At 70.3% G+C, this 20,514-nt stretch carries 20 protein-coding genes; 10 read left to right on the top strand and 10 right to left on the bottom strand.

What is annotated here, in order from left to right; all coding sequences use genetic code 11:
* Positions 1-7: 7 nt before the first annotated feature.
* Positions 8-997 carry an acetamidase/formamidase family protein gene (locus tag AC07RV_RS19400; RefSeq protein ID WP_296789194.1) on the top strand — a complete coding sequence of 330 codons (990 nt, stop codon included), beginning with the start codon at positions 8-10 and terminating at the stop codon, positions 995-997.
* 9 nt (positions 998-1,006) lie between these two features.
* Here AC07RV_RS19400 and AC07RV_RS19395 read toward each other — a convergent pair whose 3' ends face one another.
* From AC07RV_RS19395 to AC07RV_RS19360, 8 genes are all read right to left on the bottom strand, one after another.
* Positions 1,007-2,224 carry an FAD binding domain-containing protein gene (locus AC07RV_RS19395; protein ID WP_296789195.1) on the bottom strand — a complete coding sequence of 406 codons (1,218 nt, stop codon included), beginning with the start codon at positions 2,222-2,224 and terminating at the stop codon, positions 1,007-1,009.
* Positions 2,221-2,664 carry a VOC family protein gene (locus AC07RV_RS19390; RefSeq protein ID WP_093341360.1) on the bottom strand — a complete coding sequence of 148 codons (444 nt, stop codon included), beginning with the start codon at positions 2,662-2,664 and terminating at the stop codon, positions 2,221-2,223. The genes AC07RV_RS19395 and AC07RV_RS19390 overlap by 4 nt, the downstream gene beginning before the upstream one ends.
* Positions 2,665-2,689: 25 nt before the next feature.
* On the bottom strand, positions 2,690-3,361 hold the full coding sequence (locus AC07RV_RS19385; RefSeq protein WP_093341362.1) for a TetR/AcrR family transcriptional regulator: 672 nt from the start codon (positions 3,359-3,361) through the stop codon (positions 2,690-2,692).
* A gap of 60 nt (positions 3,362-3,421) precedes the next feature.
* On the bottom strand, positions 3,422-5,167 hold the full coding sequence (locus tag AC07RV_RS19380) for a CocE/NonD family hydrolase (RefSeq protein WP_296789196.1): 1,746 nt from the start codon (positions 5,165-5,167) through the stop codon (positions 3,422-3,424).
* A 14-nt stretch (positions 5,168-5,181) separates the two neighbouring features.
* Entirely contained in the window at positions 5,182-6,162 is a 981-nt protein-coding gene (locus AC07RV_RS19375) for a Bug family tripartite tricarboxylate transporter substrate binding protein (RefSeq protein WP_296789197.1), read from the bottom strand.
* A 169-nt stretch (positions 6,163-6,331) separates the two neighbouring features.
* Positions 6,332-7,645 (bottom strand): molybdopterin molybdotransferase MoeA, encoded by a 1,314-nt coding sequence (moeA, locus tag AC07RV_RS19370; RefSeq protein ID WP_296789282.1) that lies wholly within the window; start codon positions 7,643-7,645, stop codon positions 6,332-6,334.
* A gap of 8 nt (positions 7,646-7,653) precedes the next feature.
* The gene (gene moaA, locus AC07RV_RS19365) at positions 7,654-8,799 is read right to left on the bottom strand and encodes a GTP 3',8-cyclase MoaA (RefSeq protein WP_296789198.1); all 1,146 of its coding nucleotides are present in this window, start codon (positions 8,797-8,799) and stop codon (positions 7,654-7,656) included.
* Between the two features lie 112 nt (positions 8,800-8,911).
* Positions 8,912-9,619: a hypothetical protein gene (locus tag AC07RV_RS19360; protein WP_296789199.1), complete on the bottom strand. Its 708-nt coding sequence runs from the start codon at positions 9,617-9,619 to the stop codon at positions 8,912-8,914.
* Between the two features lie 186 nt (positions 9,620-9,805).
* Between AC07RV_RS19360 and AC07RV_RS19355 the strand changes: the two genes are divergently transcribed.
* Positions 9,806-10,456, top strand: a complete 651-nt coding sequence (locus tag AC07RV_RS19355) for a superoxide dismutase (protein WP_296789201.1) — start codon at positions 9,806-9,808, stop codon at positions 10,454-10,456.
* 38 nt (positions 10,457-10,494) lie between these two features.
* Positions 10,495-11,385 (top strand): ZIP family metal transporter, encoded by an 891-nt coding sequence (locus AC07RV_RS19350; protein WP_296789283.1) that lies wholly within the window; start codon positions 10,495-10,497, stop codon positions 11,383-11,385.
* A gap of 74 nt (positions 11,386-11,459) precedes the next feature.
* Here the strand turns inward: AC07RV_RS19350 and AC07RV_RS19345 are convergent, their stop codons facing one another.
* Together AC07RV_RS19345 and AC07RV_RS19340 are read right to left on the bottom strand one after the other, a co-directional pair.
* A complete protein-coding gene (locus AC07RV_RS19345; protein ID WP_093341372.1) occupies positions 11,460-12,893 on the bottom strand; it encodes an aldehyde dehydrogenase family protein in 1,434 nt (477 codons plus the stop codon).
* 42 nt (positions 12,894-12,935) lie between these two features.
* Complete coding sequence (locus tag AC07RV_RS19340) at positions 12,936-13,499, bottom strand: peroxiredoxin (protein WP_296789202.1); 564 nt, start codon at positions 13,497-13,499, stop codon at positions 12,936-12,938.
* A 169-nt stretch (positions 13,500-13,668) separates the two neighbouring features.
* Here AC07RV_RS19340 and AC07RV_RS19335 point away from each other — a divergent pair, with 169 nt between their 5' ends.
* Genes AC07RV_RS19335 through AC07RV_RS19305 form a run of 7 tightly spaced genes read left to right on the top strand, consistent with a single transcriptional unit; the run spans position 13,669 to position 20,448 of the window.
* The gene (locus AC07RV_RS19335; protein ID WP_296789203.1) at positions 13,669-15,249 is read left to right on the top strand and encodes a phospholipase D family protein; all 1,581 of its coding nucleotides are present in this window, start codon (positions 13,669-13,671) and stop codon (positions 15,247-15,249) included.
* Between the two features lie 10 nt (positions 15,250-15,259).
* On the top strand, positions 15,260-16,054 hold the full coding sequence (locus tag AC07RV_RS19330; RefSeq protein ID WP_296789204.1) for a sterol desaturase family protein: 795 nt from the start codon (positions 15,260-15,262) through the stop codon (positions 16,052-16,054).
* The gene (locus tag AC07RV_RS19325) at positions 16,038-16,961 is read left to right on the top strand and encodes a fatty acid desaturase (RefSeq protein WP_296789205.1); all 924 of its coding nucleotides are present in this window, start codon (positions 16,038-16,040) and stop codon (positions 16,959-16,961) included. Before AC07RV_RS19330 ends, AC07RV_RS19325 begins: the two co-directional genes overlap by 17 nt.
* 3 nt (positions 16,962-16,964) lie before the next feature.
* Positions 16,965-18,890: an iron-containing redox enzyme family protein gene (locus tag AC07RV_RS19320; RefSeq protein ID WP_296789206.1), complete on the top strand. Its 1,926-nt coding sequence runs from the start codon at positions 16,965-16,967 to the stop codon at positions 18,888-18,890.
* Positions 18,877-19,812, top strand: coding sequence for a DUF6999 family protein (locus AC07RV_RS19315; RefSeq protein WP_296789207.1), 936 nt, complete (start codon positions 18,877-18,879; stop codon positions 19,810-19,812). Before AC07RV_RS19320 ends, AC07RV_RS19315 begins: the two co-directional genes overlap by 14 nt.
* Positions 19,813-19,829: 17 nt before the next feature.
* Entirely contained in the window at positions 19,830-20,201 is a 372-nt protein-coding gene (locus AC07RV_RS19310) for a hypothetical protein (RefSeq protein ID WP_208511219.1), read from the top strand.
* On the top strand, positions 20,188-20,448 hold the full coding sequence (locus tag AC07RV_RS19305) for a hypothetical protein (protein WP_057592505.1): 261 nt from the start codon (positions 20,188-20,190) through the stop codon (positions 20,446-20,448). Before AC07RV_RS19310 ends, AC07RV_RS19305 begins: the two co-directional genes overlap by 14 nt.
* Positions 20,449-20,514 lie beyond the last annotated feature (66 nt).

The raw sequence follows: 20,514 nt of genomic DNA, 5'->3' as shown, positions 1-20,514 counted from the left end.
CCAATCCATGAGCTGGCTCGAACGATCGATCATGCAGACGCGCGGCGAGGGCCGTGCGCGCAGCGTCGCCACCCACGAACTCACCGAGGCGAAGCAGGGCACCTACCACTTCACCATCGGCCCCTACACCCAGCCCGTGCTGACGGTGAAGCCCGGCGACCGCATCGTGGTCGAGACGCGCGATGCCTTCGACGGCAAGGTCAAGACCGAGCAGGACCTGCCTTCGAAGGTGCTGACCATGCCCTTCGTCAATCCGCAGAACGGCCCGATCATGATCGAGGGCGCCGAGCCCGGCGACGCGATCGCGGTGCACATCGAATCGATGGCGCCGCGCGGGCCCAATCCGCGCGGCACCTGCTGCATGATCCCGGACTTCGGCGCGCTGAGCGGCACCGCCTTCACCGCGCTGCTGAACCAGCCGCTGCCCGAGACCGTGCGCAAGATCGACGTGGACGAGGAGGGCGTGTACTGGAGCAAGCGCGTCACCCTGCCGTACCGCCCGCACATCGGCACCCTGAGCTGCTCGCCCGAGCTCGACTCCATCAACAGCCTCACGCCCGACCAGCACGGCGGCAACATGGACCTGCCCGACATGGGCCCGGGAAGCATCACCTACCTGCCGGTGCGCACGCCGGGCGGGCGGCTGTTCATCGGCGACGCCCATGCCTGCCAGGGCGACGGCGAGGTCTGCGGCACCGCGGTCGAGTACCCGAGCCTCACGACCATCCGCGTCGACCTGATCAAGGGCTGGAAGCTCGAGTGGCCGCGGCTGGAGACCGAGGCCATGATCATGGCCATCGGCAGCGCCCGCCCGCTCGAGGACGCGACCCGCATCGCCTACAAGGAACTGGTGCTGTGGATGGAGGCCGAGTACGGCTACGACCGCTGGGACGCCTACATGATGCTGAGCCAGTGCGGCAAGGTGCGGCTGGGCAACTTCGTGGATCCGAAGTACACGGTGGGGGCGGGGATCTCGAAGGAGTATCTGGCGCCCTGAACCGCGCGTTCAGTCCACGGCGACGCCCGGGGTGATCGGCATCGCCGTCTCGCGCATCACGGCCTCGGGCGAGCGGTGGCGCTCGGCCATCGCGCGCTCCTCGGCGGTCTGCAGCTGCGCCTGCATGTAGGCACCGAGCGCGCGGGCATGCGCGACGATGCGCGTGCCCTCGGGCTGGCGCCTGCGCTCGTAGGCCTGCAGCGCTTCGGCGACCGAGGCCGTGCCCGCGAGCGCCTCGGCCAGTGCGCTCGCGTCGTCGGCCGCCTTGCTCACGCCCATGCCGCAATGCGGCCGCGCGACGAAGGCCGCATCGCCGAGCAGCGCGACGCGGCCGAAGGCCAGGCGCGGGCTCTCGAGGTCGAAGATCGGCTGGAAGAACAGGTTGGCGGCCTTGGCGATCACCTCGGCGCACTGCGGCGACAGCACCTCGGCCGCGGCGCGGCGCGCGGCCGCGAGCACCTCGGGCCGCACGCGCGGCGGCGGTATGCCTTCGGGCCAGTGGCGGCCCTCGGCATCGGTCAGCAGGTCGCGCAGCGCGCCGTGCTCGTCGGCCGGGCGATACCAGACGAAGTTGAAGCGACGCCAGCCGGGCGCCACGCTGTTGTCGGCGCCCGCGATCGGGTAGGCGACCAGTTGCTCGTGGGGCGGCAGGTCGAAGACGAAATGCGGGAACACGCGCTCGCGCACCGGCGCGGAGAGCACGGCCTCGTCGACCATGCCGCGCCAGGCGACATAACCCGCGTAGCGCGGCTCGGCACCGGGCAGCAGGCGCTTGCGGATCGCGGAGCGCAGGCCGTCGGCGGCCACCAGCAGGGCGGCTTCCTCCTCGCGGCCGTTCGAGAGGCGGATGCGCACGCACTCGTCGTCCTGCTCGAAACCCACGACTTCGCTGGCCGAGCGATAGCAGTCGTCGGGCAGCGCCGTGCGCAGCAGGTGGAACAGGCGCGACCAAGCCGTCAGCAGCTGCGGCACCTCGCGATGGCCGCGCACGCCGCCGTCGCGCGCCAGCACGATCCGCTGGGCCACGCGCACGCCGAGCGAATCGTCGGCCGGCAGGCCGAGCGCGCGCAGGGCCTCGAGCAGCGCGGGATGGGTCACGATGCCGGCGCCGCGGCCCTGCAGCGCCTGCTCGACGCGCTCGTGCACTTCCACGGTCCAGCCCCGGCGCCGCAGCATGTGGGCCGCGAACAGGCCGCCGAGCGAACCGCCCGCGATCACCGCCTTCATCGCGTCTCCACCGCTTCGGCGGCCTCGTAGTTGAGCTCGATCGTCAGGCCCGACGGGTCGGCCACGAAGAGCTGGTGCAGGCCCATCGCGGGCACGGTGCGTTCGGTGAACGGCAGGCCGGCGCCGCGCAGCCGCGCGCGCATGCCGGCCAGGCCGCTGGCGAGGAAGGCGAGGTGGTCGATCGCGCCCGAGCCGTGCAGCTGCGCCTCGGGTTTGTCGCCGAGGTAGGCGGCCAGGCCCTCGGGATGGTCGCGGTCGATGCCGATCAGGTGGACCACGCCGTAGTCGGCCTGGTCGCCGTCGCGGTAGAGCCAGGCGCCCGGAAAGTCGAACGGCGGCCGGTGGCCCTCGCGCAGGCCGAGGATGTCGACGTAGAAGCGCAGCGAGGCCGCGAGGTCGGGCGTGCGGATCGAGCAGTGGTCGAGCTTGCGGATCGTCATGCGCGGGCCTCCCGCGCGAGGCGGCTCAGGCGCCGCGCTCGGCCTTCAGCACCGCCGGCACGCCCGAGAGGAAGGCACGCACGCGCAGGTCGATCACGCGCTCCACTTCGCGCGGTGTCGGCAACTGGTAGATCCACTTGCGAACGCCGAGATAGAACACGCTCGAATGCATGGCCCAGATCAGCTCGATCTCCTCGTCGAGCGCGGCCTGGTCCTTCGGTTCGGGAATGCCGAAGGTCTGGCGCATTTCGCGCGCGATCAGCACGAAGTGGCGCTCGCGCAGCCGCGCCAGGTACTTCTGGTTGATGCCCTCGCGGCTCAGGCCGGCCTGGATGAAGATGCGCACGAAGTCGCTGCGCAGCACGAAGCGGCCGTAGTCGACCAGGTAGCGCTGAAGCCGCGCCTCGAGCGGCACCGCGCGGTCGGCCAGCCATTCCTCCCATTCGGGGTTCCAGCGCCGCACGAAGATCTCCTCGTACACGCTGTCGATCAGCGACTCCTTGGTCGGGAAGTAGCGGTAGAGCAGCGGCTGGGTAATGCCGATCTCGCTGGCGAGGTCGCGCGTGCTGGCCTCGAAGCCATGGCGCGCGAAGAAGGCGATGGCCGCCTGCAGGATCTGCTCCTGCCGGTCTTCGGGCGCCAGCCGCCGCCGCGGGGCACGCTCGGTCGCGATGGAAGGGGAGGATTTCTCGGGCATGAAAAACGGAAGGGCGGTGCACGCGGCCGACGGGCCGGCGCGTGGCCTGGGTTGCCGGAGTCATCCTACCTCCTTCGCGGCTTCGGGCACGACGGGCAGCAGCAGCCAGGCCGGGTCGGCCGGATCGAGATGCAGCGTGCAGACGGTGTCGAACACGGCCGGCGGCCGGTCGTCGGCATCGTCGTGCACGAAGGGGCCGCAGCCGCGCATCGGGTTCTTCATGTTCGACAGCGCCGCGCTGTCCTGGCCGTGCTCGTAGTCGCGCCCGAGCAGCGTGAGCGCGACGCTCCAGCCCTTGGGCACCACCACCGAGGTGGGCCAGATCTCGACGTCGAGATCGACCGGCTCGCCGGGCGCCAGCGGCTGCAGCTCGTCATGCGTGTGGTAGGGCCTCCAGGGCGTGCTGCGCGCGGCGTCGAGCTTGCGGTGCGAGGCGCGCAGCCAGCCCTGGCCGACCGGCGTCTTGGGATCGAGCGCGCCGTAGAACAGCAGCTCCTTCCCCGCGGGATCGAACACGCGCAGTACGGCGAACAGGTCGGCATCGCGCGTGCGCGAGGACAGGCGCAGGCGCAGCGCGCTCGGTCCGGTGATCTCGGTCTCCTCGGCCATCGGGGCCGAGCGGAAGCTGAGGCCTTCGCCCATCGTGTCGTAGTCGAGCGTGGCGGCGGCGGTGGGCGGCTCGGGGCGCAGCGCCATGCCCTCGGCATGCAGGTACAGGCGGGTCCAGCGGGTGCGCGCAAGCGGCCATTCGTGCTCGGCGCGCTGCACGAAGCCGTCGACCCGGCGCACGTTGAGCAGCACCGGCGGCTCGCGGTCCCAGCCGTTGTCGATGCCCTTGAGGAAGTGGTCGAAGAAGCGCCGCTGCAGCCCGATGCCGTAGTCGGTGTAGTACTCGACCCAGTGCGTGCCGCCATGCACCTCGAGCCATTTGCGCCGCGAGCCGGCCGCGAGGAAGCCCTCGATGTTGCCGCGCAGGTGCAGGCCTTGGCCGCCCCAGTTGGCGGCCGACAGCAGCGGCACCTCGATGCGCTCGGGCAGGCCGCTGCGGTCGCGGTAGTTGTCGTCGTCGAGCGGCCGGTTGATCAGCGAGGGCCAGGCATCGACGCGCAGTTTCGCGAGTTCCTCGTCGGGCACGGTCTCGGGGCCGCACACCAGTTCGCCCGTGACGGCGCTGCGCGCCCCGCGTTCGCCACGGCCATGCTGCAGCGGCTTGACCTGCATCTCGAGCCAGTTCTTCGAGAACGAGCAGGCGATGCCGCCGTGGCGCGAGGCCTCGCGGTAGCGGTCGACCGCGCCTTCCCAGATCATCAACGCCGCCAGGTGGCGCGGCCGCAGCGCGGCCACGCGCCACTGGTTCATCGCGTAGTAGGAGATGCCGCTCAGGCCCACCTTGCCGCTGGACCATGGCTGTTCGCCGGCCCATTCGATGCATTCGCGGAAGTCCTCGGTCTCGCGCAGCGAATGGCAGTCGAGCACGCCCGGCGAGCGGCCCGCGCCGCGCGAGTCGACGCGGATGCAGACGTAGCCGTGCGGCACCCACTTCTCGGGATCGCAGACTTCCCACTGCTGGTACTTGTTGCTGCTGCCCTCGAGCACCTCGGGCTTCTGCGCGGCCATGATGGTCCAGGCAGTCGAATAGCCTTCCTGGAACGCGAGTCCCTTGCCGTAGGGGCCGTAGCTCATGAGCACCGGGTAGCGGCCTTCGCCGACCGGGCGGAACACGTCGGCCCGCAGCACGAGGCCGTCGGACATCTCGATCGGCGCATCCCAGTCGATGCGCATGCCGTCTCTTGTTTCGCTGTGCATGGTGAGGTCTTTCCTCAGTCGAGGCTGATGTGGAGCGGTGCCAGCTGCTGCCTGTAGCGCTGCACCTCGGAACGGATGTAGGCCGCGAACTGCGCGGGCGTGGAGACCACCGGCGTCACGCCCTGGATCTTCATGCTGGCCTGGTAGTCGGGCAGCTTCACGGCGCTGGCCAGGTCCTTCTGCAGGCCGTCGGCCATCGCGGCGGGCATGCCGGCCGGACCGAGCAGGCCCGACCAGGCGGGCACGTCGACGTTGCGGATGCCGAGTTCCTCGAGCGTGGGCACCTCGGGCAGGCTGGCCACTCGAACCGGGTTGGTGATGGCGAGCGCGCGCACCTTGCCTTCCTGCAGCAGCGGCTGCGCCAGCGAGGTGCCGAGGAAGGTGAGCTGCACATGGCCGCCGAGGAAGTCCGTGAGCGGCGAGCCCTTGTAGGGCACGTGCAGCAGGCTGACGTTGGCCGAGCGCGAGAACAGCTCGCCCACCAGGTGCGTGGTGTTGCCGGTGCCCCAGGAGCCGTAGCTCACCGCGCCGGGCTTGGCGCGCGCGGCCTGCAGTACGTCGGCCACGCTCTTGTAGGGCGAGTCGGCGCGCACCAGCAGCACGAAGCCGTCGGCCTTGTGGATCTGGGTGATCGGCGTGAAGTCGGCCAGCGTGTCGTAGGGCAGCTTGTTGTAGAGCACGGCGTTGGTGGTGTGGCCGCCGGTGGTGAACAGCAGCACCGAGCCGTCGGGCTTGGCGCGCGCCACCTCGGCCGTGCCGATCAGGCCGCCGGCGCCGGGCTTGTTGTCGACGATGAACTGCCGTTGCGTGACCTGCGACAGGCTCTGTGCGAGCACGCGCGCCGAGGTGTCGAGCGGGTTGCCGGCGCCGAAGGGCACGACGATGCGCACCACGGCCGGGCCGTCGGCGGCCAGCGCGGCGAGCGGGAACGCGGGCAGCAGCAGGGCGGCCAGCGCGGCGGACAGTCGGTGGAAGGCTCTTCGGTCGGGCTGCATCTTGTCTCCTTTAAATAATCATTTGATCAATAACTGGGCGAAGCATAGCCCGCGAGAAATAGGAATTTCTCGGTGTTAACCCGAAGGGACTAGGAGAGGTGGGGAGAGGAGTTGCAGCTCTTTATTTATCAACTGCAACGATTTGGCGGCAGGCCGCCCGGCGGGCGCGCTAGACGATCCCGTCGAACATCATCACGTCGACTTCGTCGCCCGCGGCCACCGGCCCTTGGTCGTGGTGCAGCACCACGAGGCCGTTGGCCTCGACCATCGAACTGAGCACGCCCGAGCCCTGGTTGCCCGCCACCCGCACCTCGGGCAGCGTGCCGGGCACCGACTGCACGAAGCCGCGCTGGTACTCGGTGCGGCCCGGTTTCTTGCGGATCGGTCCGAGGCTGCGCGCGCGCAGCAGCGGCGGGTGCGCGGCAGCGGCGGCATGGCAGCCCATCATGCGCAGCAGCGCGGGCCGCACGAAGGCGAGGAAGGTGACCATCACGGCGACCGGGTTGCCGGGCAGGCCGAACAGCACGACGGATTCCGAACCCTGGGGCTCGCGCGGGATCAGGCCCACGGCCATGGGCCGGCCCGGGCGCATCGCGACGCGCCAGAAGGCGATGTCGCCGAGCTGCTGCATCACCTCGCGCGTGTGGTCGGCCGCGCCGGCGCTGACGCCGCCACTGGTGACGATGGCATCGGCCTCGCGCGCCGCGCGCTGCACGGCGGCCGCCAGCGAGGCGGGATCGTCGCGCACCAGGCCGAGGTCGATGACCTCGCAGCCCAGCCGCTCGAGCAGGGCGGTGACGGTGTAGCGGTTGCTGTCGTAGACGGCGCCCTCGCGCGGCGCGTCGCCGATCTCGAGGATCTCGTCGCCGGTCGACAGGCAGGCCACGCGCAGCCGCCGCAGCACCGGCACGCCGGTCAGGCCCAGGCTCGCGACCATGCCGAGCGCGGCCGGCGACAGCCGCTGGCCGCGGCGCAGCGCGGGCTGGCCCTGCATCAGGTCCTCGCCCGTGAGGCGGCGGTTGTCGCCGCGGCGCACCACGCGCGCGGGAAAGCTCAGGCGATCGTCCTCGACGCGGCAGAACTCCTGCGGGATCACGGTGTCGAGCCCGGCGGGCATGACGGCGCCGGTCATGATGCGCACCGCGTCGCCCGCGGCCAGCGCGCCGCGCCAGGTGGCGCCGGCCAATGCCGTGCCGACGATGCGCAGCGAGACCGAGGCATCGCTGGGCGCATCGTCGCGCAGCAGCGCGCCGTCGAAGGCGAAGCCGTCCATGGCGGAGTTGTCGTGCGGCGGCACGCTGACCGGCGAGACGATGTCCTCGGCCAGCACCCGGCCGAGCGCCTGGCGCAGGCCGAGCTGCTCGCGCTGCGCGACGACGGCGCCCTCGACCAGCCGCTCGATGAAGCTGCGCACGCCGTCGACGCCGAGGTCCTGGGGGTCGTGGCAGGCGAGGCCGGCGGCGATGTCGGCGATGCGGCCCATCGGTGCGCTCATCCGCCGATGTAGCTCATCTCGACGCGGCGCTGCGCCTTGGCACCGCCATCGTCGGGGCCGCGCAGCGCGCGCAGTTCCGAGTAGCGGTCGGCGCGGCCCTGCCAGACGTGGCCGATGGCCGAGGCGATCTCCTCGTCGCTGGCGGTACCGCGCAGCAACGGGCGCAGGTCGTGGCCGGCGCTCGCGAACAGGCACAGGTAGAGCTTGCCCTCGGTCGACAGCCGCGCGCGGCTGCAGTCGTGGCAGAAGGCCTGCGTGACGCTGCTGATGACGCCGATCTCGCCGCGGCCGTCGGCATAGGCCCAGCGCTGGGCGGTCTCGCCGGCCACGCTGGCCTCGAGCGGGCGGAGCGGGAATTCGGCGCCGATGCGCGCTATCACCTCGGCCGACGGCAGCACCTCGTCCATGCGCCAGCCGTTGGTGGCGCCGACGTCCATGTACTCGATGAAGCGCAGCACGACCTTGCCGTCGAGCTGGTCGCGGAAGTGGCGTGCCATCGGCAGGATCTCCTGCTCGTTGGTGCCGCGCTTGACCACCATGTTGACCTTGATCGGGCCCAGGCCCGCGGCATGCGCGGCCTCGATGCCGGCCAGCACGTCGGCGACGGGAAAGTCGACGTCGTTCATGTGGCGGAACACGGCGTCGTCGAGGCTGTCGAGGCTGACGGTCACGCGCTGCAGGCCGGCGGCCTTGAGCGCGGCGGCCTTGCGCTTGAGCAGCGAGCCGTTGGTGGTGAGGGTGAGCTCGAGGGGCTCGCCCGCGGGCGTGCGCAGCGCGGCCAGCTGCTCGATCAGGCCCTCGATGTTCTTGCGCAGCAGCGGTTCGCCGCCGGTCAGCCGGATCTTGCGCACGCCGTGCGCGGCGAACAGGCGCGCCAGCCGCGTGATCTCCTCGAAGCTCAGCAGCGCGCTGTGCGGCAGGTACTGGTAGTCCTTGTCGAACACGTCCTTCGGCATGCAGTAGCTGCAGCGGAAGTTGCAGCGGTCGGTCACGCTGATGCGCAGGTCGGTCAGCGGCCGGCCCAGGCGGTCGTGCAGCACGCCGGTGGCGGGCACCGCGACGCCGGGCACGGCGAGGGCCGCGCGCGCGCGGCCGATCTCGGCGATCGGGATGACGGTGCTGGAGCTGCTGCGGTTGTTCATGGGGCGAGGGGTCCGATTTTGCGCCATGGCCCAAGGGCCTGTGCCGCGCAGGCTACTGGATCGCGCCGCGGCGGACCTTGCCCGCGGTCAAGCTTCGGCGATACGGGGCCGTTCAACCGCGGCAGAGCTTGAGGTTGGTGCGGGTGGCGCGCACCACCGGCAGGTAGATCTCGGCGTCGGCCGGCGGGTATTCCTCCTGGATCTTCTCGTCGCTCTTGCCCGCGCTCTCGGCCAGCGGCGCCAGGGTCTGCAGGCAGGCGGCGCGGTCGCCGAGCTTGTACTGGGTCAGCGCGAGGTCGTTGCGCATCCAGCCCTTGCTGATCCAGTCGAGGGTCTTGTCGCACTCGCTGAGCACAGGCGCCAGCGTGGTGAGGGCGGCGGCGTAGTCGCGCGCGTCGTAGCGGCGCTTGAAGCCCTGGCGCGAGGCGGCCACGGCCTTGTCGGTGCAGGCCGGGGCCGGGCGGGTGTAGGTGCCCTCGAAGGTGGCGCGCGCGCCGCAGCTGTCGCGGCACTGGTCGGCGCCGTTGCTGCCGACCTTGACCGTGCCGCCGTCGACGGTGAAGTTCACCACGCAGCTCGAGTCGTCGAGCTTCGCCGTACCGCGCGCCACGTTGCCGTCGAGCGCGCAGGTGTGGGCGTTGGCGCCGATGGTCGTGATGTCGAAATGGCCGTTGGGCTTGACGCGCAGCGCGCCGTTGCCGCCCTGGTAGATGTATTCGCCGGGCGGCGGCGAGGCGAACTCGGCGCGGGCGAGGCCGGCGGCGGCGAGCGCCAGCACGGGGAGGAGGCGGACGAAGGGCAGGGGACGTGGAGCGTTCATCGGGCGTTCTTTGCGCGGGCGGCGACGGCCCGGCCAGTGTATCGGCCGCGCCCCGCCTGGCGGGTTCTCGCCATTCCCATGCAGCCTGTCTGGACATAGACAATGCGAACAATTATCATTTGTGCGCCTGAGTACGTAGCGAATGGACGACGCAAAGGGCTTCTTTCAACCAGGAGCTTTGTCATCGTGCCCTACGTTCTTCCCGCCTTGCCCTATGCCTTCGACGCGCTCGAGCCCCACATCGACGCCCAGACGATGGAAATCCACCACGGCAAGCACCACCAGGCCTACGTCAACAACCTCAACGCCGCGCTGAAGGACACGCCGCACGAAGGCCAGCCGGTCGAGGCGCTGATCGCCGGCGTCGAGCAACTGCCCGAAGCCCTGCGCGCGCCGGTGCGCAACAACGGCGGCGGCCATGCCAACCACGGCCTGTTCTGGACCGTGATGGCGCCCGTGGGCCAGGGCGGCGGCGGCCTGCCCGAGGGCGAACTCGCCAAGGCCATCGATGCCGACCTCGGCGGCTTCGAGGCCTTCAAGGAGGCTTTCACCAAGGCCGCGCTCACGCGCTTCGGCAGCGGCTGGGCCTGGCTCACGGTCTCGCCCGCCGGCAAGCTCGCGGTGGAGAGCAGCGGCAACCAGGACAGCCCGCTGATGCGCGGCATCGGCTCGGGCAACGTGCCGATCCTCGGGCTCGACGTGTGGGAGCACGCCTACTACCTCAAGTACCAGAACCGCCGCCCCGAGTACATCGCGGCCTTCTACAACGTCGTGAACTGGGCCGAGGTGGCCCGTCGCCATGCCGCGGCGCTGCGCGGCGGAAATTCCGGCGCATGAACCCCGACAGCTCCGAGCAACCGGCAGCGGCTCCCGCCATGCACGGCCCGCGTCCCGCCCGCAGCGCGCGCGAATGGCTCGGGCTGGCGATCGTGGCGGCCGGCGCGCTCGTCGTGGTGGCGCATTTCTGGCGTTTCGTGACCGCCGACCCGGTGGTGTGGAACGCGTTCCTCGGCGGCTCGGTGGCGGCCTTCGCCACGGCGCTGGGCACCACGCCGGTGATCTTCTCGCAGCGCCTGCCCGACCGCGTGCAGGACACGCTGTTCGGCTTCGGCGCCGGCGTGATGCTCGCGGCCTGCGCCTTCTCGCTGATCATTCCGGGCCTCGAGGCGGCCAAGTCGATCGGCGTGTTCGGCGGCGGCGACTGGGCGGCCGGCGGCGTGATCGGCGGCGCGATCCTGCTCGGCGGCATCGCGCTGATGGTGATGGACCGCGTGCTGCCGCACGAGCATTTCATCAAGGGCCGCGAAGGACAGGCAGCGCGCCAGATCCGGCGCACCTGGCTCTTCGTGTTCGCGATCGCGCTGCACAACGTGCCCGAGGGGCTGGCGATCGGTGTCGGCTACGCGGCCAACAACGGCCTGCGCGCCGACGCGCTGGCCACCGGCATCGCGATCCAGGACGTGCCCGAGGGCCTGGTGGTGGCGGTGGCGCTGCTGGCCGCGGGCTACAGCCGCAGCTTCGCCGTGCTGATCGGCATGGCCTCGGGCCTGGTCGAGCCGTTGGGCGCGGTGCTCGGCGCGGCCGTGGTCGGCCATTCGGCGATGCTGCTGCCCTGGGGGCTCGGTTTCGCGGCGGGCGCGATGCTGTTCGTGATCAGCCACGAGATCATTCCCGAGTCGCACCGCAAGGGGCACGAGGCCTTCGCCACCGGCGGGCTGATGGTCGGCTTCGTGTTGATGATGCTGCTCGACACGGCGCTGGGCTGAGCGGCTTCGGCGCGCAAGAAAAAAACGCGGCGGGCCTTTCGGTCCGCCGCGTTTTTGCTTGAAGGAAGGCGATCTCAGCCGTGCTTCACCGCCACCGTCTTCAGCGTGGTGAAGCCGTACAGCGCCTCGAAGCCCTTCTCGCGGCCATAGCCCGAGGACTTGACGCCGCCGAAGGGCAGCTCGACGCCGCCGCCGGCGCCGTAGTTGTTGATGAACACCTGGCCGCTGCGCACGCGCTTGGCCATGCGGAACTGGCGCGCGCCGTTCTCGGTCCAGATGCCGGCGACCAGGCCGAACTGGGTGGCGTTGGCGAGCGCCACCGCTTCGTCCTCGTCGGCGAAGGCCATGGCGGCGAGCACCGGGCCGAACACCTCCTCCTGCGCGAGGCGATGGTTCACCGGCACGTCGCGCAGCAGCGTGGGCGCCTGGTAGAAGCCGGTCTCGGGTGCTTCGTCGACCACGATGCCCTGGGCCACCATCGGGATGCCGGCCACCTGCGCGTCGCTGAGGAAATCCCACACGCGTTGCTGCTGGGTCTGTCGGATCAGCGGGCCGACATCGAGGTCCATCGCGGCCGGGCCCACGCGCAGCGCCTCGAAGGCGTGGCCCAGGCGTTCGAGCAGCGGCTCGTAGATGGCTCGCTCGACCAGCACGCGCGAGCCGGCCGAGCAGGTCTGGCCAGCGTTCTGCACGATGGCGTTGATCAGCACCGGGATCGCCGCGTCGAGGTTGGCGTCGGCGAAGATGATCTGCGGGCTCTTGCCGCCGAGCTCGAGCGTGACCGGGCAATGGCGCTCGGCCGCCACCTGCTGGATCAGCGTGCCGATCTTCGGGCTGCCGGTGAAGCTGATGTGGTCGATGCCCTCGTGGCGCGCGAGCGCGTCGCCCACCTCGTGGCCGTAGCCCGTGACGATGTTGAGCGCGCCGGCCGGGAAGCCGACCTCGGCCGCGAGTTGCGCCACGCGGATCAGCGACAGGCAGGCGTCCTCGGCCGGCTTGACCACGCAGACGTTGCCGGCCGCGAGCGCGCCGCCCACGCTGCGCCCGAAGATCTGCATCGGGTAGTTCCAGGGGATCACGTGGCCGGTCACGCCGTGCGGCTCGCGCCAGGTGAAGACGCTGTAGCCGTCCTGGTAGGGGATGGTCTCGCCGTGCAGCTTGTCGCAGGCGCCGGCATAGAACTCGAAGTAGCGCACCAGCGCGAGCGCATCGGCGCGCGCCTGCTTCACGGGCTTGCCGCAGTCGCGCTGCTCGATGGCCGCGAGCTCGTCGACGTGCTCGGCGATCTTCAGCGAGAGCTTGAACAGCAGCCGGCCGCGGTCGGCCGCGCTGACCTTGTGCCACACGCCCTCGAAGCAGTCGCGCGCGGCACGCACCGCGCTGTCGATGTCGGCGGCATTGCTGCGCTGGATCTCGTCGTAGGGCTGGCCGTCGGAAGGGTCGATGACGGGGAGGGTGCGGCCGGAGGCCGAGGGAACGTCGGCGTTGGCGATGAAGTTGAGCTGCATGGGCCGGGATTCTGCGCGAAGCGGCGAAACCCCGCGCGGCGCTCAGCGCCCGGCCGCGGCCCTGGGCAATGCCTTCACCGCATTGAGCATGCGCTCGACATGCTTGTCGGGATTGAGGTTCTGGTAGTAGGAGGCGACCTTGCCGTCGGGCGCGATCACGTACGACAGCCGGTTGGCGAAGTCGGGCCGGGTCTGCATCACCGCGTCGAAGGACTGGATCACGGCCTTCGATTCGTCGGAGGCCACCGGAAAGCGGCTCTGGCAGGACTTGACCGAGAACTTCGACAGCGTGTCGATGTCGTCGGCCGAGACGCCGATCACCGTCGCGCCCAGGGCCGCGAACTGGTCGATGGCCTCGGCGAAGGCATGGGCCTCGATCGAGCACTCGTTCGAGTCGGCGGCCGGGAAGAAGTACAGCACCACCGGCCCCTTGGCGAGCGCATCGGCCAGCGAGTAGCGGAAGGTCTTGCCGCCGAGCGCGGCGGTGGCGGTGAAGCGGGGCGCGGGATCGCCGATGTCGAGCGCGGCGCGCGCGGGTGCGCAGAGTGCCGCCGCGGCCAGCACGAGGGTTCCGAATGCCGCGCGCGAGAAGGTCGGAAGTTGCATGGCGGTGTGCTCCGGTCGCTGTGGGGGCGGATTCTAGGACGATGCCGCCGCTGAAACCGGCGCGGCGTGTGCGCCGTACCCGCTGCAGGGGCCGCGCTCGAAAAGAGGGAAGATGCGGCCCCGAGGAGCGCGCCCATCGCGCCGATGGTGGGGAAGGACGGAAATGACGATGAATGCCTGGATCCGGCGCGCACTGCGCCTCGTGTACGCCCTCGGCGTGGCCGCGACGCTCGCCGCCTGCGGTGCGCTGCCGCCCGCGCGCGAACGGCCCGCCGAGCATGCCGCGGCCTTCGATCCCTCGACCCGGCTGGCGAAGATCGCCGAGGCCTCGACGCCGCCCGGCGAGCACTCGGGCTTCCGGCTGATGCCGCTGGGCGTGTATTCGCTCGACGCGCGCATCCAGCTCGCGCAGCGGGCCCAGCGTTCGCTCGTGGTGCAGTACTACCAGCTCGAGAACGACGCCACCGGCCGGCTGCTGCTGCGTTCGCTGCGCGAGGCCGCCGCGCGCGGCGTGCAGGTGCGCCTGCTGGTCGACGACCTCTACACCATGAAGAGCCAGCAACTGCTGCTGGCGCTGGCCGCCGTGCCCAACGTGCAGGTGCGGCTGTTCAACCCCTTCTGCTGCGGGCGCGGCGGCGGGCTGCTGTCGCGCTTCGCGGCCTCGCCGCTGGAAATCGCGCGGCTCAACCACCGCATGCACAACAAGCTGTTCATCGCCGACGGCGCGGTGGCCGTGGTGGGCGGGCGCAACATCGCCGATGAGTACTTCGTGCTCAGCGAGGCGCAGAACTTCATCGACATGGACGCGCTGGTGGTCGGCAAGGTGGTGCCGCAGCTCGAATCGATCTTCGACACCTACTGGAACAGCCAGCAGGTCTGGCCCGTGGCCGACATCGTGACGGGCGAGGGCGGCCACGCGCCGGGCGCGGCCGATTTCGACGCCTGGATCGGCATGGCCGCGCCGCCGCCGAAGATCGTGCTGCCGCCGGTCGACATCCTCGGCTACGGGCCGATCGCCGAGGAGCTCGACGCGGGCCGCATGGGCCTCTTGTGGGGCGAGGCGCGGGCCATCGCCGATCCGCCGACCAAGCCGACCACCATGACCGCCGAGGAGGCCATCGCCAGCAGCGTGACGATGAAGGTCTGGACCCTGATGCTCGATGCGCAGAGCGAGGTCGACCTGACCTCGCCCTACCTGGTGCCGGGCGAGCGCGGCATGGCCGCCTTCGAGGAACTCACGAAGCGCAAGGTCAAGCTCACGCTGCTGACCAACTCGCTGGCCGCCAACGACGAGCCGCTGGTGCACACCGGCTACGCGCGCTACCGCGAGCGGCTGCTGCGCAGCGGTGCCGACGTCTACGAGCTGAGCCCCAAGCGCACCAGCGCGGGCGAGCGCTTCGGCATGTTCGGCAAGTCGCTGGGCCGGCTGCATGCCAAGACCGCGGCCATCGACAAGCGCCGCATCTTCATCGGCTCGATGAACCTCGATCCGCGCTCGGCCAGCCAGAACACCGAGATGGGCGTGGTGGCCGACAGCCCGCAGCTCGCGCGCGAGATGCTGCGCGTGATCAACATCAGCAAGCTGCAGAACTCCTACCGGCTGCGGCTGGCCAAGGGCACGGGCACCCTGGAATGGCTCACGACCGACGGCGAGAAGGAGCTGATCCTCACCGCCGAGCCCGAGTCGGATTTCTTCCAGCGCTTCTACAACATGCTGATCGCCCCGATCGTGCCCGAGATGCTGCTGTAGCCTCGGGGGGATGGCGCAGACCTTCACGTCCCTTTCCGCCCCGCAGGTGATGCTGTGGGGGCTGCTGTTCTTCGGCGGCATCTACCTCGGCTTCGGCGCGCTCAATGCCCTGCTGACCCGCCGCGTGCTGCCGGCGCTGGGCATCGGCCGGGTGCTCGACCCACGGCCGCTGCAGCCCGGGCAACTGCGGCGCGAGCTCACGCAGTCGGGCATCTCGGTGCTGATCTTCGGGCTCGGCATGGTGTTTCCCTGGGGGCTGCTGCAGCTGGGCTGGGCGCGGCTCGATCCCGATGCGGGCTGGCGCCAGGTCGTGGCCGAGATCGTGGTGCTCGCGCTGTGGAACGACGTGCATTTCTGGCTCAACCATCGGCTGCTGCACACGCGCTGGCTGCGGCGCTTCCATGGGCCGCACCATCGCTCCTTCGTGACCACGCCCTGGGCCACCTACAGCTTCCATCCGCTGGAGGCCGCGATGCTCGGCAACGTGATCCTGCTGCCGATGGTGCTGCACGACTTCAGCTTCTGGTCGCTGGCCTCGGTGCCGGTGTTCAGCCTGTTCTTCAACAGCGTCGGGCATTCGAACTACGACTTCTTCCCGCGCGTGTCGTACAGCCACTGGTTCGCGGCCAGCCGCCGCCACCACCTGCACCACGCCTGCCACAACGGCAACTACGGCTTCCAGTTCACCTTCATGGACCGGCTGTTCGGCACCCGCATCGCGGCCGACGCGGCCGAGCCGTTGTTCCGGGGCTTTCGCGACAGGCAGCGCGGCCGTGCGGCCACGCACGATGGCAGGCCGGCCTGAGATGCCGCGGCTGCGTCACTGGCGCGACTGGCAGAGCCTGTTCTACCTGGCGGCCTTGCCGGCGCTCGCCGCCTGGCAATGGGTGCACGGCTTCAGCCTCTGGCTCTATGCGCCGATGCTGTTCCTCACGCTCGGCGTCGGCGTGATCCACCACAACCACGTGCACCTGCGCATGTGGCGCGGCCGGCGCATGAACCGGCTGACCGACTTCTGGATCACGCTGCTGCAGGGCCATCCGACCTTCGTGTTCTGGCCCGCGCACGTGGCGAACCACCACCGCCATCGGCATGGCCCGAAGGACGTGGCGCGCACCTACCGCTTCGGCGGCGACAGCAACCACCTGCGCGGCTACCTGCTGCATCCGTTCCAGGCGGTGTGGGTGCTGTTCCCGCTGTTCATTGCGTGGCTGGGCCGCCTGTATCGCCATCGGCGCGGGGCCTGGCGCTACTGCATGGCGCAGTACGCACTGTGGCTCGCGAGCTGGGCCGTGCTGCTCGCGCTCGACTGGCGCAAGGCGCTGGTGTTCGTGATCCTGCCGCAGCTGCACGGCCTGCACTGGCTGCTGGCCACCAACTACCTGCAGCACGCGCATGCCGACGGTCGCCGGCCCGAACGAGGGGCGCGCGGCGATACCTCGGGTACCCCGCTGAACTACGCGCGCAATTTCGAGGGCTGGGTCAATCCGCTGCTGTTCAACATCGGGCTCCACACGGCGCACCACGAGAACCCGCATGCCCATTGGTCCGAGCTCACGCATCTGCATCGCACGCATTACCGCGCGCGGGTCGATCCGTCGCTCAACGAGGGCGGGCTGGTGCCGTACATGGCGCGCGTGTTCGTGCTCGGCGCGGTCTGGCCGCGATGGCGCAGCCGACCGCTGATGCCGGGCGATTCCTTCACTTCCTGACACATGCCAGTTCCCTTCCAACGCGTCTACCTCGAAAGCGCCGGCTATTTCATGCCGGGCGACCCCGTGCCCAACGAGCGCATGGACGACTTCATCGCGCCGCTCAACCGGATGTCCGAGCGCATCAAGCGCCGCATCCTGGCCGAGAACGGCATCCGCACGCGCCACTACGCGATCGATGCCGAGGGCGCGACGCGCCACACCAATGCGCAGATGGCGGCCGGCGCGATCCGCGACTGCCTGCAACGCGGCGGCGCCGAGCTGTCGCGCGTGTCGCTCTTGGCCAGCGGCTCCTCGGGCGGCGACACGCTGATGCCCGGCTTCGCCAACATGATCCAGGGCGAGCTCGCTGCAGCGCCGATGGAGACGCTCGCGGTGCACGGTATCTGCGCGGCCGGCGTGTCGGCGATCCAGGCCGCCGCGCAGGGCATCGAGCTGGGCGCGCACCGCTCGGCGCTCGCGGTGGCCAGCGAGATGCCCTCGCGGCTGTTCAAGCGCTCGCGCTTCGCGGCGCGCGGCTACGAGACCGACTTCGACTCGCACTTCCTGCGCTGGATGCTGTCGGACGGCGCCGGGGCGCTGCTGCTGTCCGACGGTGCGCCCGCGCTGGCCGGTTCGCCGGGCCTGCGGCTGCGCCTGAAGTGGGTGCACCAGCGCTCGTTCTCGGGCGACTACCCGGTCTGCATGCAGCTGGGCCTGACCGAGGACCGGGCGCGCGGCCACCTCGACTTCGCCTCCTGGTCCGAGGCCGAGGCGGCCGGCGCGCTGTCGCTGCGCCAGGACATTCGGCTGCTGCCGCACCTGTTCGACATCGGCATCCACGAGTACGCGGGGCTGGTGCGCGACGGCTGGGTCGATCCCAAGCGCGTCGACCATTTCCTCTGCCACTACTCGTCGGAGAAGTTCATCCCGGTGGTCGAGGACCTGATGGCCAAGGCCGAGCTGTCGATCCCGCGCGAGCGCTGGTGGAGCAACCTCGCCTGGCGCGGCAACACCGGGGCGGCGTCGATCCTGGTGATGCTGGCCGAGTTCCTCCACACCCGCGCGCTGAAGCCCGGCGAACAGGTCTTCTGCTACGTGCCGGAGTCGGGGCGCTTCATGGCGGCCTACATGCTGTTCGAGGTCGAGGCGGTGGAGGCGCCGCCCGTGATGGTCGCGCCGCGCGCCGCCGCAACTGCAGCAGCTGCAGCCGACGACGAGCTCGTGATCGCGCCGCCGCACGACCCGGCCGCCGCGCCCGCGGGCCTGGGCGCGCTGCTGACCGAACTGGCCGCGATCTGGCACGACTACCGCTCGCGCGTCTGGCGCACGCCGCTCGTGCGGCAGATCCGCGAGCGCCGCTTCGCGGTGCCCGACTACCTGAACTGGATGGAGCAGTGGGTGCCGCAGGTGCGCGAAGGCAGCCTCTGGATGCGCGAGGGCGCGGCCTCGCTGAGCGAGCCGTACCAGGCGCTGTCGTCGCTGATCGGCGTGCACGCGGGCGAGGAGCAGAACGACTTCCAGATCCTGTTCAGCGACTACCGCAAGGCCGGTGGCACCGTCGAGCGCATCGAAGACCTGCGCCGCAACCCGGGCGGCGAGGCGCTCAACGCCTACCTGCATGCGCTGGCCGCCACGCGCGACCCGATCGGCCTGCTGGGCGCGATCTACATCATCGAGGGCACGGGCCAGCGTATCGTGCCGGCGCTGCTGCCGTTGCTCAAGGCCAGCCTGCGGCTGCCGCCCGATGCCTTTCGCTTCCTCGAATACCACGGCCACAACGACGAGAACCACCTGAACCGCTGGCTGCTCGCGGTCGAGATGGTGATGGCCGTCGAAGGCCAGGCCCGCGCCGCGCGCCAGATCGCCGACACCGCGCGCCACACGGCCGCCCTCTACCTGATGCAGTTCCAGCACATCACCGAGCGGATTTCCCATGCGAACGCCTGAATTCCTGGCCCGCGGGCACGACGAGCGCGACCCCAGCCCCTGGCTGGCGCTCTACCTCGACCAGAGCACGCCGCTGCCCGACGAGGTCAAGGCGGCCTGGCTCGCCGATTCGAGCTCGGGCTCGCGGCAGTACCTGCTGCCGTTCCTGCGGCCGATCGCGCGCGCCACCATCGTCCTGATCCAGGTGGTGAAGGTGTTCGTGCCGCGCAACTGGTCGCACTCGCGGCTGCTGCACCGGATCCTGGCCTGGGGGCTCCAGCATTTCGTGTCGCCCGAGGCCAACTGGCTGATCCTGCGGCACTTCCACCTGGGCTCGCAGGTGCTGGCCTTCATCGGGCGCAATTCGCCGGCGCCGGTGGCCACTTCGCCGCTGGAGCCGCCGGACATCGAGGCGCTGAAGGACGACATGTTCCTCAAGCACGACCTGAACCTGTTCAATTTCGTGATCCGGCTGAACCAGGCGCTGCGCGACCGCGGGCTGGCGCTGGGCAGGGCGGAGGCGCCCGATTTCTCGATGATCCGGGAGCCCGCACTGCGCCTGGAGGACATGCCGCACGGGCGGCTCAACTTCCTCGACCTGCAGAGCGCCATCGAGCTGTTCACGCCGCTCTACCAGCTGATGCTGACCGACAACGACTTCTGGCGCGCCGCCAACTCGCTGCAACTGGATGAAACCATCGGCATCTATGCCGCCACCATCCTGGCGGCGCCCGAGCACCTGATCCTGGTCAACAACAAGCACCCGCTGGTGCCGCTGTCGACCCTGCGGGCCGGGCACCGGCTGGTGATCCATGGCCTCTCGACCGAAATGCTGCACAGCCTGCTGCAGCGCATGAAAGCCGCGCGGGCCGGCGAAGGCGGCGAATCCGGCTTCGTCCCGGCCGGGGAAGGGGCTTCGGCCGACACCCCGCCACTTGCATAGGGGTATGCTGTCCCCAGATGCAGACCATGAACACGACCCACACTCCGTCCCCCAAGACCGATCTGTCGGTGACCCATGTGCTGGCCCAGTTGCTCGAGCGGCTGGAGCACAGCAAGGTGCCCGTCGGTGCCGAGCAGTACCGCTCGGTGGTCGCGCACCTGGTGCACGAGTTCGAAGACGTCGAATCGGGCGCCGACCTCAGTCGCCTGCTCGACGCCTATCCGGCCGCCGCCGAGGTGTACGAGAACCTCAACTACCAGCACGCCGGCCTGTGCCGCTCCGCGCTCGACGCCTCGCTGGCGGCCGAGACCCGCGCCAGGGAAGCGATCGCGCGCGCCATGCGCCGCCCCGAACCGAAGAAGAAGGAAGAAACCGATGGCCAAGGCTGAGGTGAAGACTGCCGTCCTGGAGGACGGCTTGCGCTACAAGTCGAAGACGCCGGGGTCTCCGTTCCGCGCCTCCGCGTCGTTCAGCGGCGCCACCATGTCGTGCTTCATGTGCGGCAAGCACCGCGTGCGCTCGCAACTGCGCACCCGCCAGGTGCTCGGCAAGTCCCAGACCGTCTGCGCGCCGTCCTGCAAGGCGCTCGACGAAGCACTGGAAGCCGCCGCGGCCGCGCCGTCGTCGCCCGAATGACGCCGCGCCCGCAAGGGCGTTTTTCCGCGCGCCTCGTCTAGCACGGCGGGGCGACGCCTTGGCGAC

The sequence above is a fragment of the Variovorax sp. GW821-FHT09B01 genome, from assembly GCF_059418345.1.
This window is presented reverse-complemented; position numbering and strand designations above follow the sequence as displayed.

Excerpts from the sequence above, each read along its gene's own strand:
- AC07RV_RS19400 (WP_296789194.1), top strand. The coding sequence starts at position 8 with ATGAGCTGGCTCGAACGATCGATCATGCAGACGCGCGGCGAGGGCCGT.
- AC07RV_RS19395 (WP_296789195.1), bottom strand. The coding sequence starts at position 2,224 with ATGAAGGCGGTGATCGCGGGCGGTTCGCTCGGCGGCCTGTTCGCGGCC.
- AC07RV_RS19390 (WP_093341360.1), bottom strand. The coding sequence starts at position 2,664 with ATGACGATCCGCAAGCTCGACCACTGCTCGATCCGCACGCCCGACCTC.
- AC07RV_RS19385 (WP_093341362.1), bottom strand. The coding sequence starts at position 3,361 with ATGCCCGAGAAATCCTCCCCTTCCATCGCGACCGAGCGTGCCCCGCGG.
- AC07RV_RS19380 (WP_296789196.1), bottom strand. The coding sequence starts at position 5,167 with ATGCACAGCGAAACAAGAGACGGCATGCGCATCGACTGGGATGCGCCG.
- AC07RV_RS19375 (WP_296789197.1), bottom strand. The coding sequence starts at position 6,162 with ATGCAGCCCGACCGAAGAGCCTTCCACCGACTGTCCGCCGCGCTGGCC.
- moeA (WP_296789282.1), bottom strand. The coding sequence starts at position 7,645 with ATGGGCCGCATCGCCGACATCGCCGCCGGCCTCGCCTGCCACGACCCC.
- moaA (WP_296789198.1), bottom strand. The coding sequence starts at position 8,799 with ATGAACAACCGCAGCAGCTCCAGCACCGTCATCCCGATCGCCGAGATC.
- AC07RV_RS19360 (WP_296789199.1), bottom strand. The coding sequence starts at position 9,619 with ATGAACGCTCCACGTCCCCTGCCCTTCGTCCGCCTCCTCCCCGTGCTG.
- AC07RV_RS19350 (WP_296789283.1), top strand. The coding sequence starts at position 10,495 with ATGCACGGCCCGCGTCCCGCCCGCAGCGCGCGCGAATGGCTCGGGCTG.
- AC07RV_RS19345 (WP_093341372.1), bottom strand. The coding sequence starts at position 12,893 with ATGCAGCTCAACTTCATCGCCAACGCCGACGTTCCCTCGGCCTCCGGC.
- AC07RV_RS19340 (WP_296789202.1), bottom strand. The coding sequence starts at position 13,499 with ATGCAACTTCCGACCTTCTCGCGCGCGGCATTCGGAACCCTCGTGCTG.
- AC07RV_RS19335 (WP_296789203.1), top strand. The coding sequence starts at position 13,669 with ATGAATGCCTGGATCCGGCGCGCACTGCGCCTCGTGTACGCCCTCGGC.
- AC07RV_RS19330 (WP_296789204.1), top strand. The coding sequence starts at position 15,260 with ATGGCGCAGACCTTCACGTCCCTTTCCGCCCCGCAGGTGATGCTGTGG.
- AC07RV_RS19325 (WP_296789205.1), top strand. The coding sequence starts at position 16,038 with ATGGCAGGCCGGCCTGAGATGCCGCGGCTGCGTCACTGGCGCGACTGG.
- AC07RV_RS19320 (WP_296789206.1), top strand. The coding sequence starts at position 16,965 with ATGCCAGTTCCCTTCCAACGCGTCTACCTCGAAAGCGCCGGCTATTTC.
- AC07RV_RS19315 (WP_296789207.1), top strand. The coding sequence starts at position 18,877 with ATGCGAACGCCTGAATTCCTGGCCCGCGGGCACGACGAGCGCGACCCC.
- AC07RV_RS19310 (WP_208511219.1), top strand. The coding sequence starts at position 19,830 with ATGCAGACCATGAACACGACCCACACTCCGTCCCCCAAGACCGATCTG.
- AC07RV_RS19305 (WP_057592505.1), top strand. The coding sequence starts at position 20,188 with ATGGCCAAGGCTGAGGTGAAGACTGCCGTCCTGGAGGACGGCTTGCGC.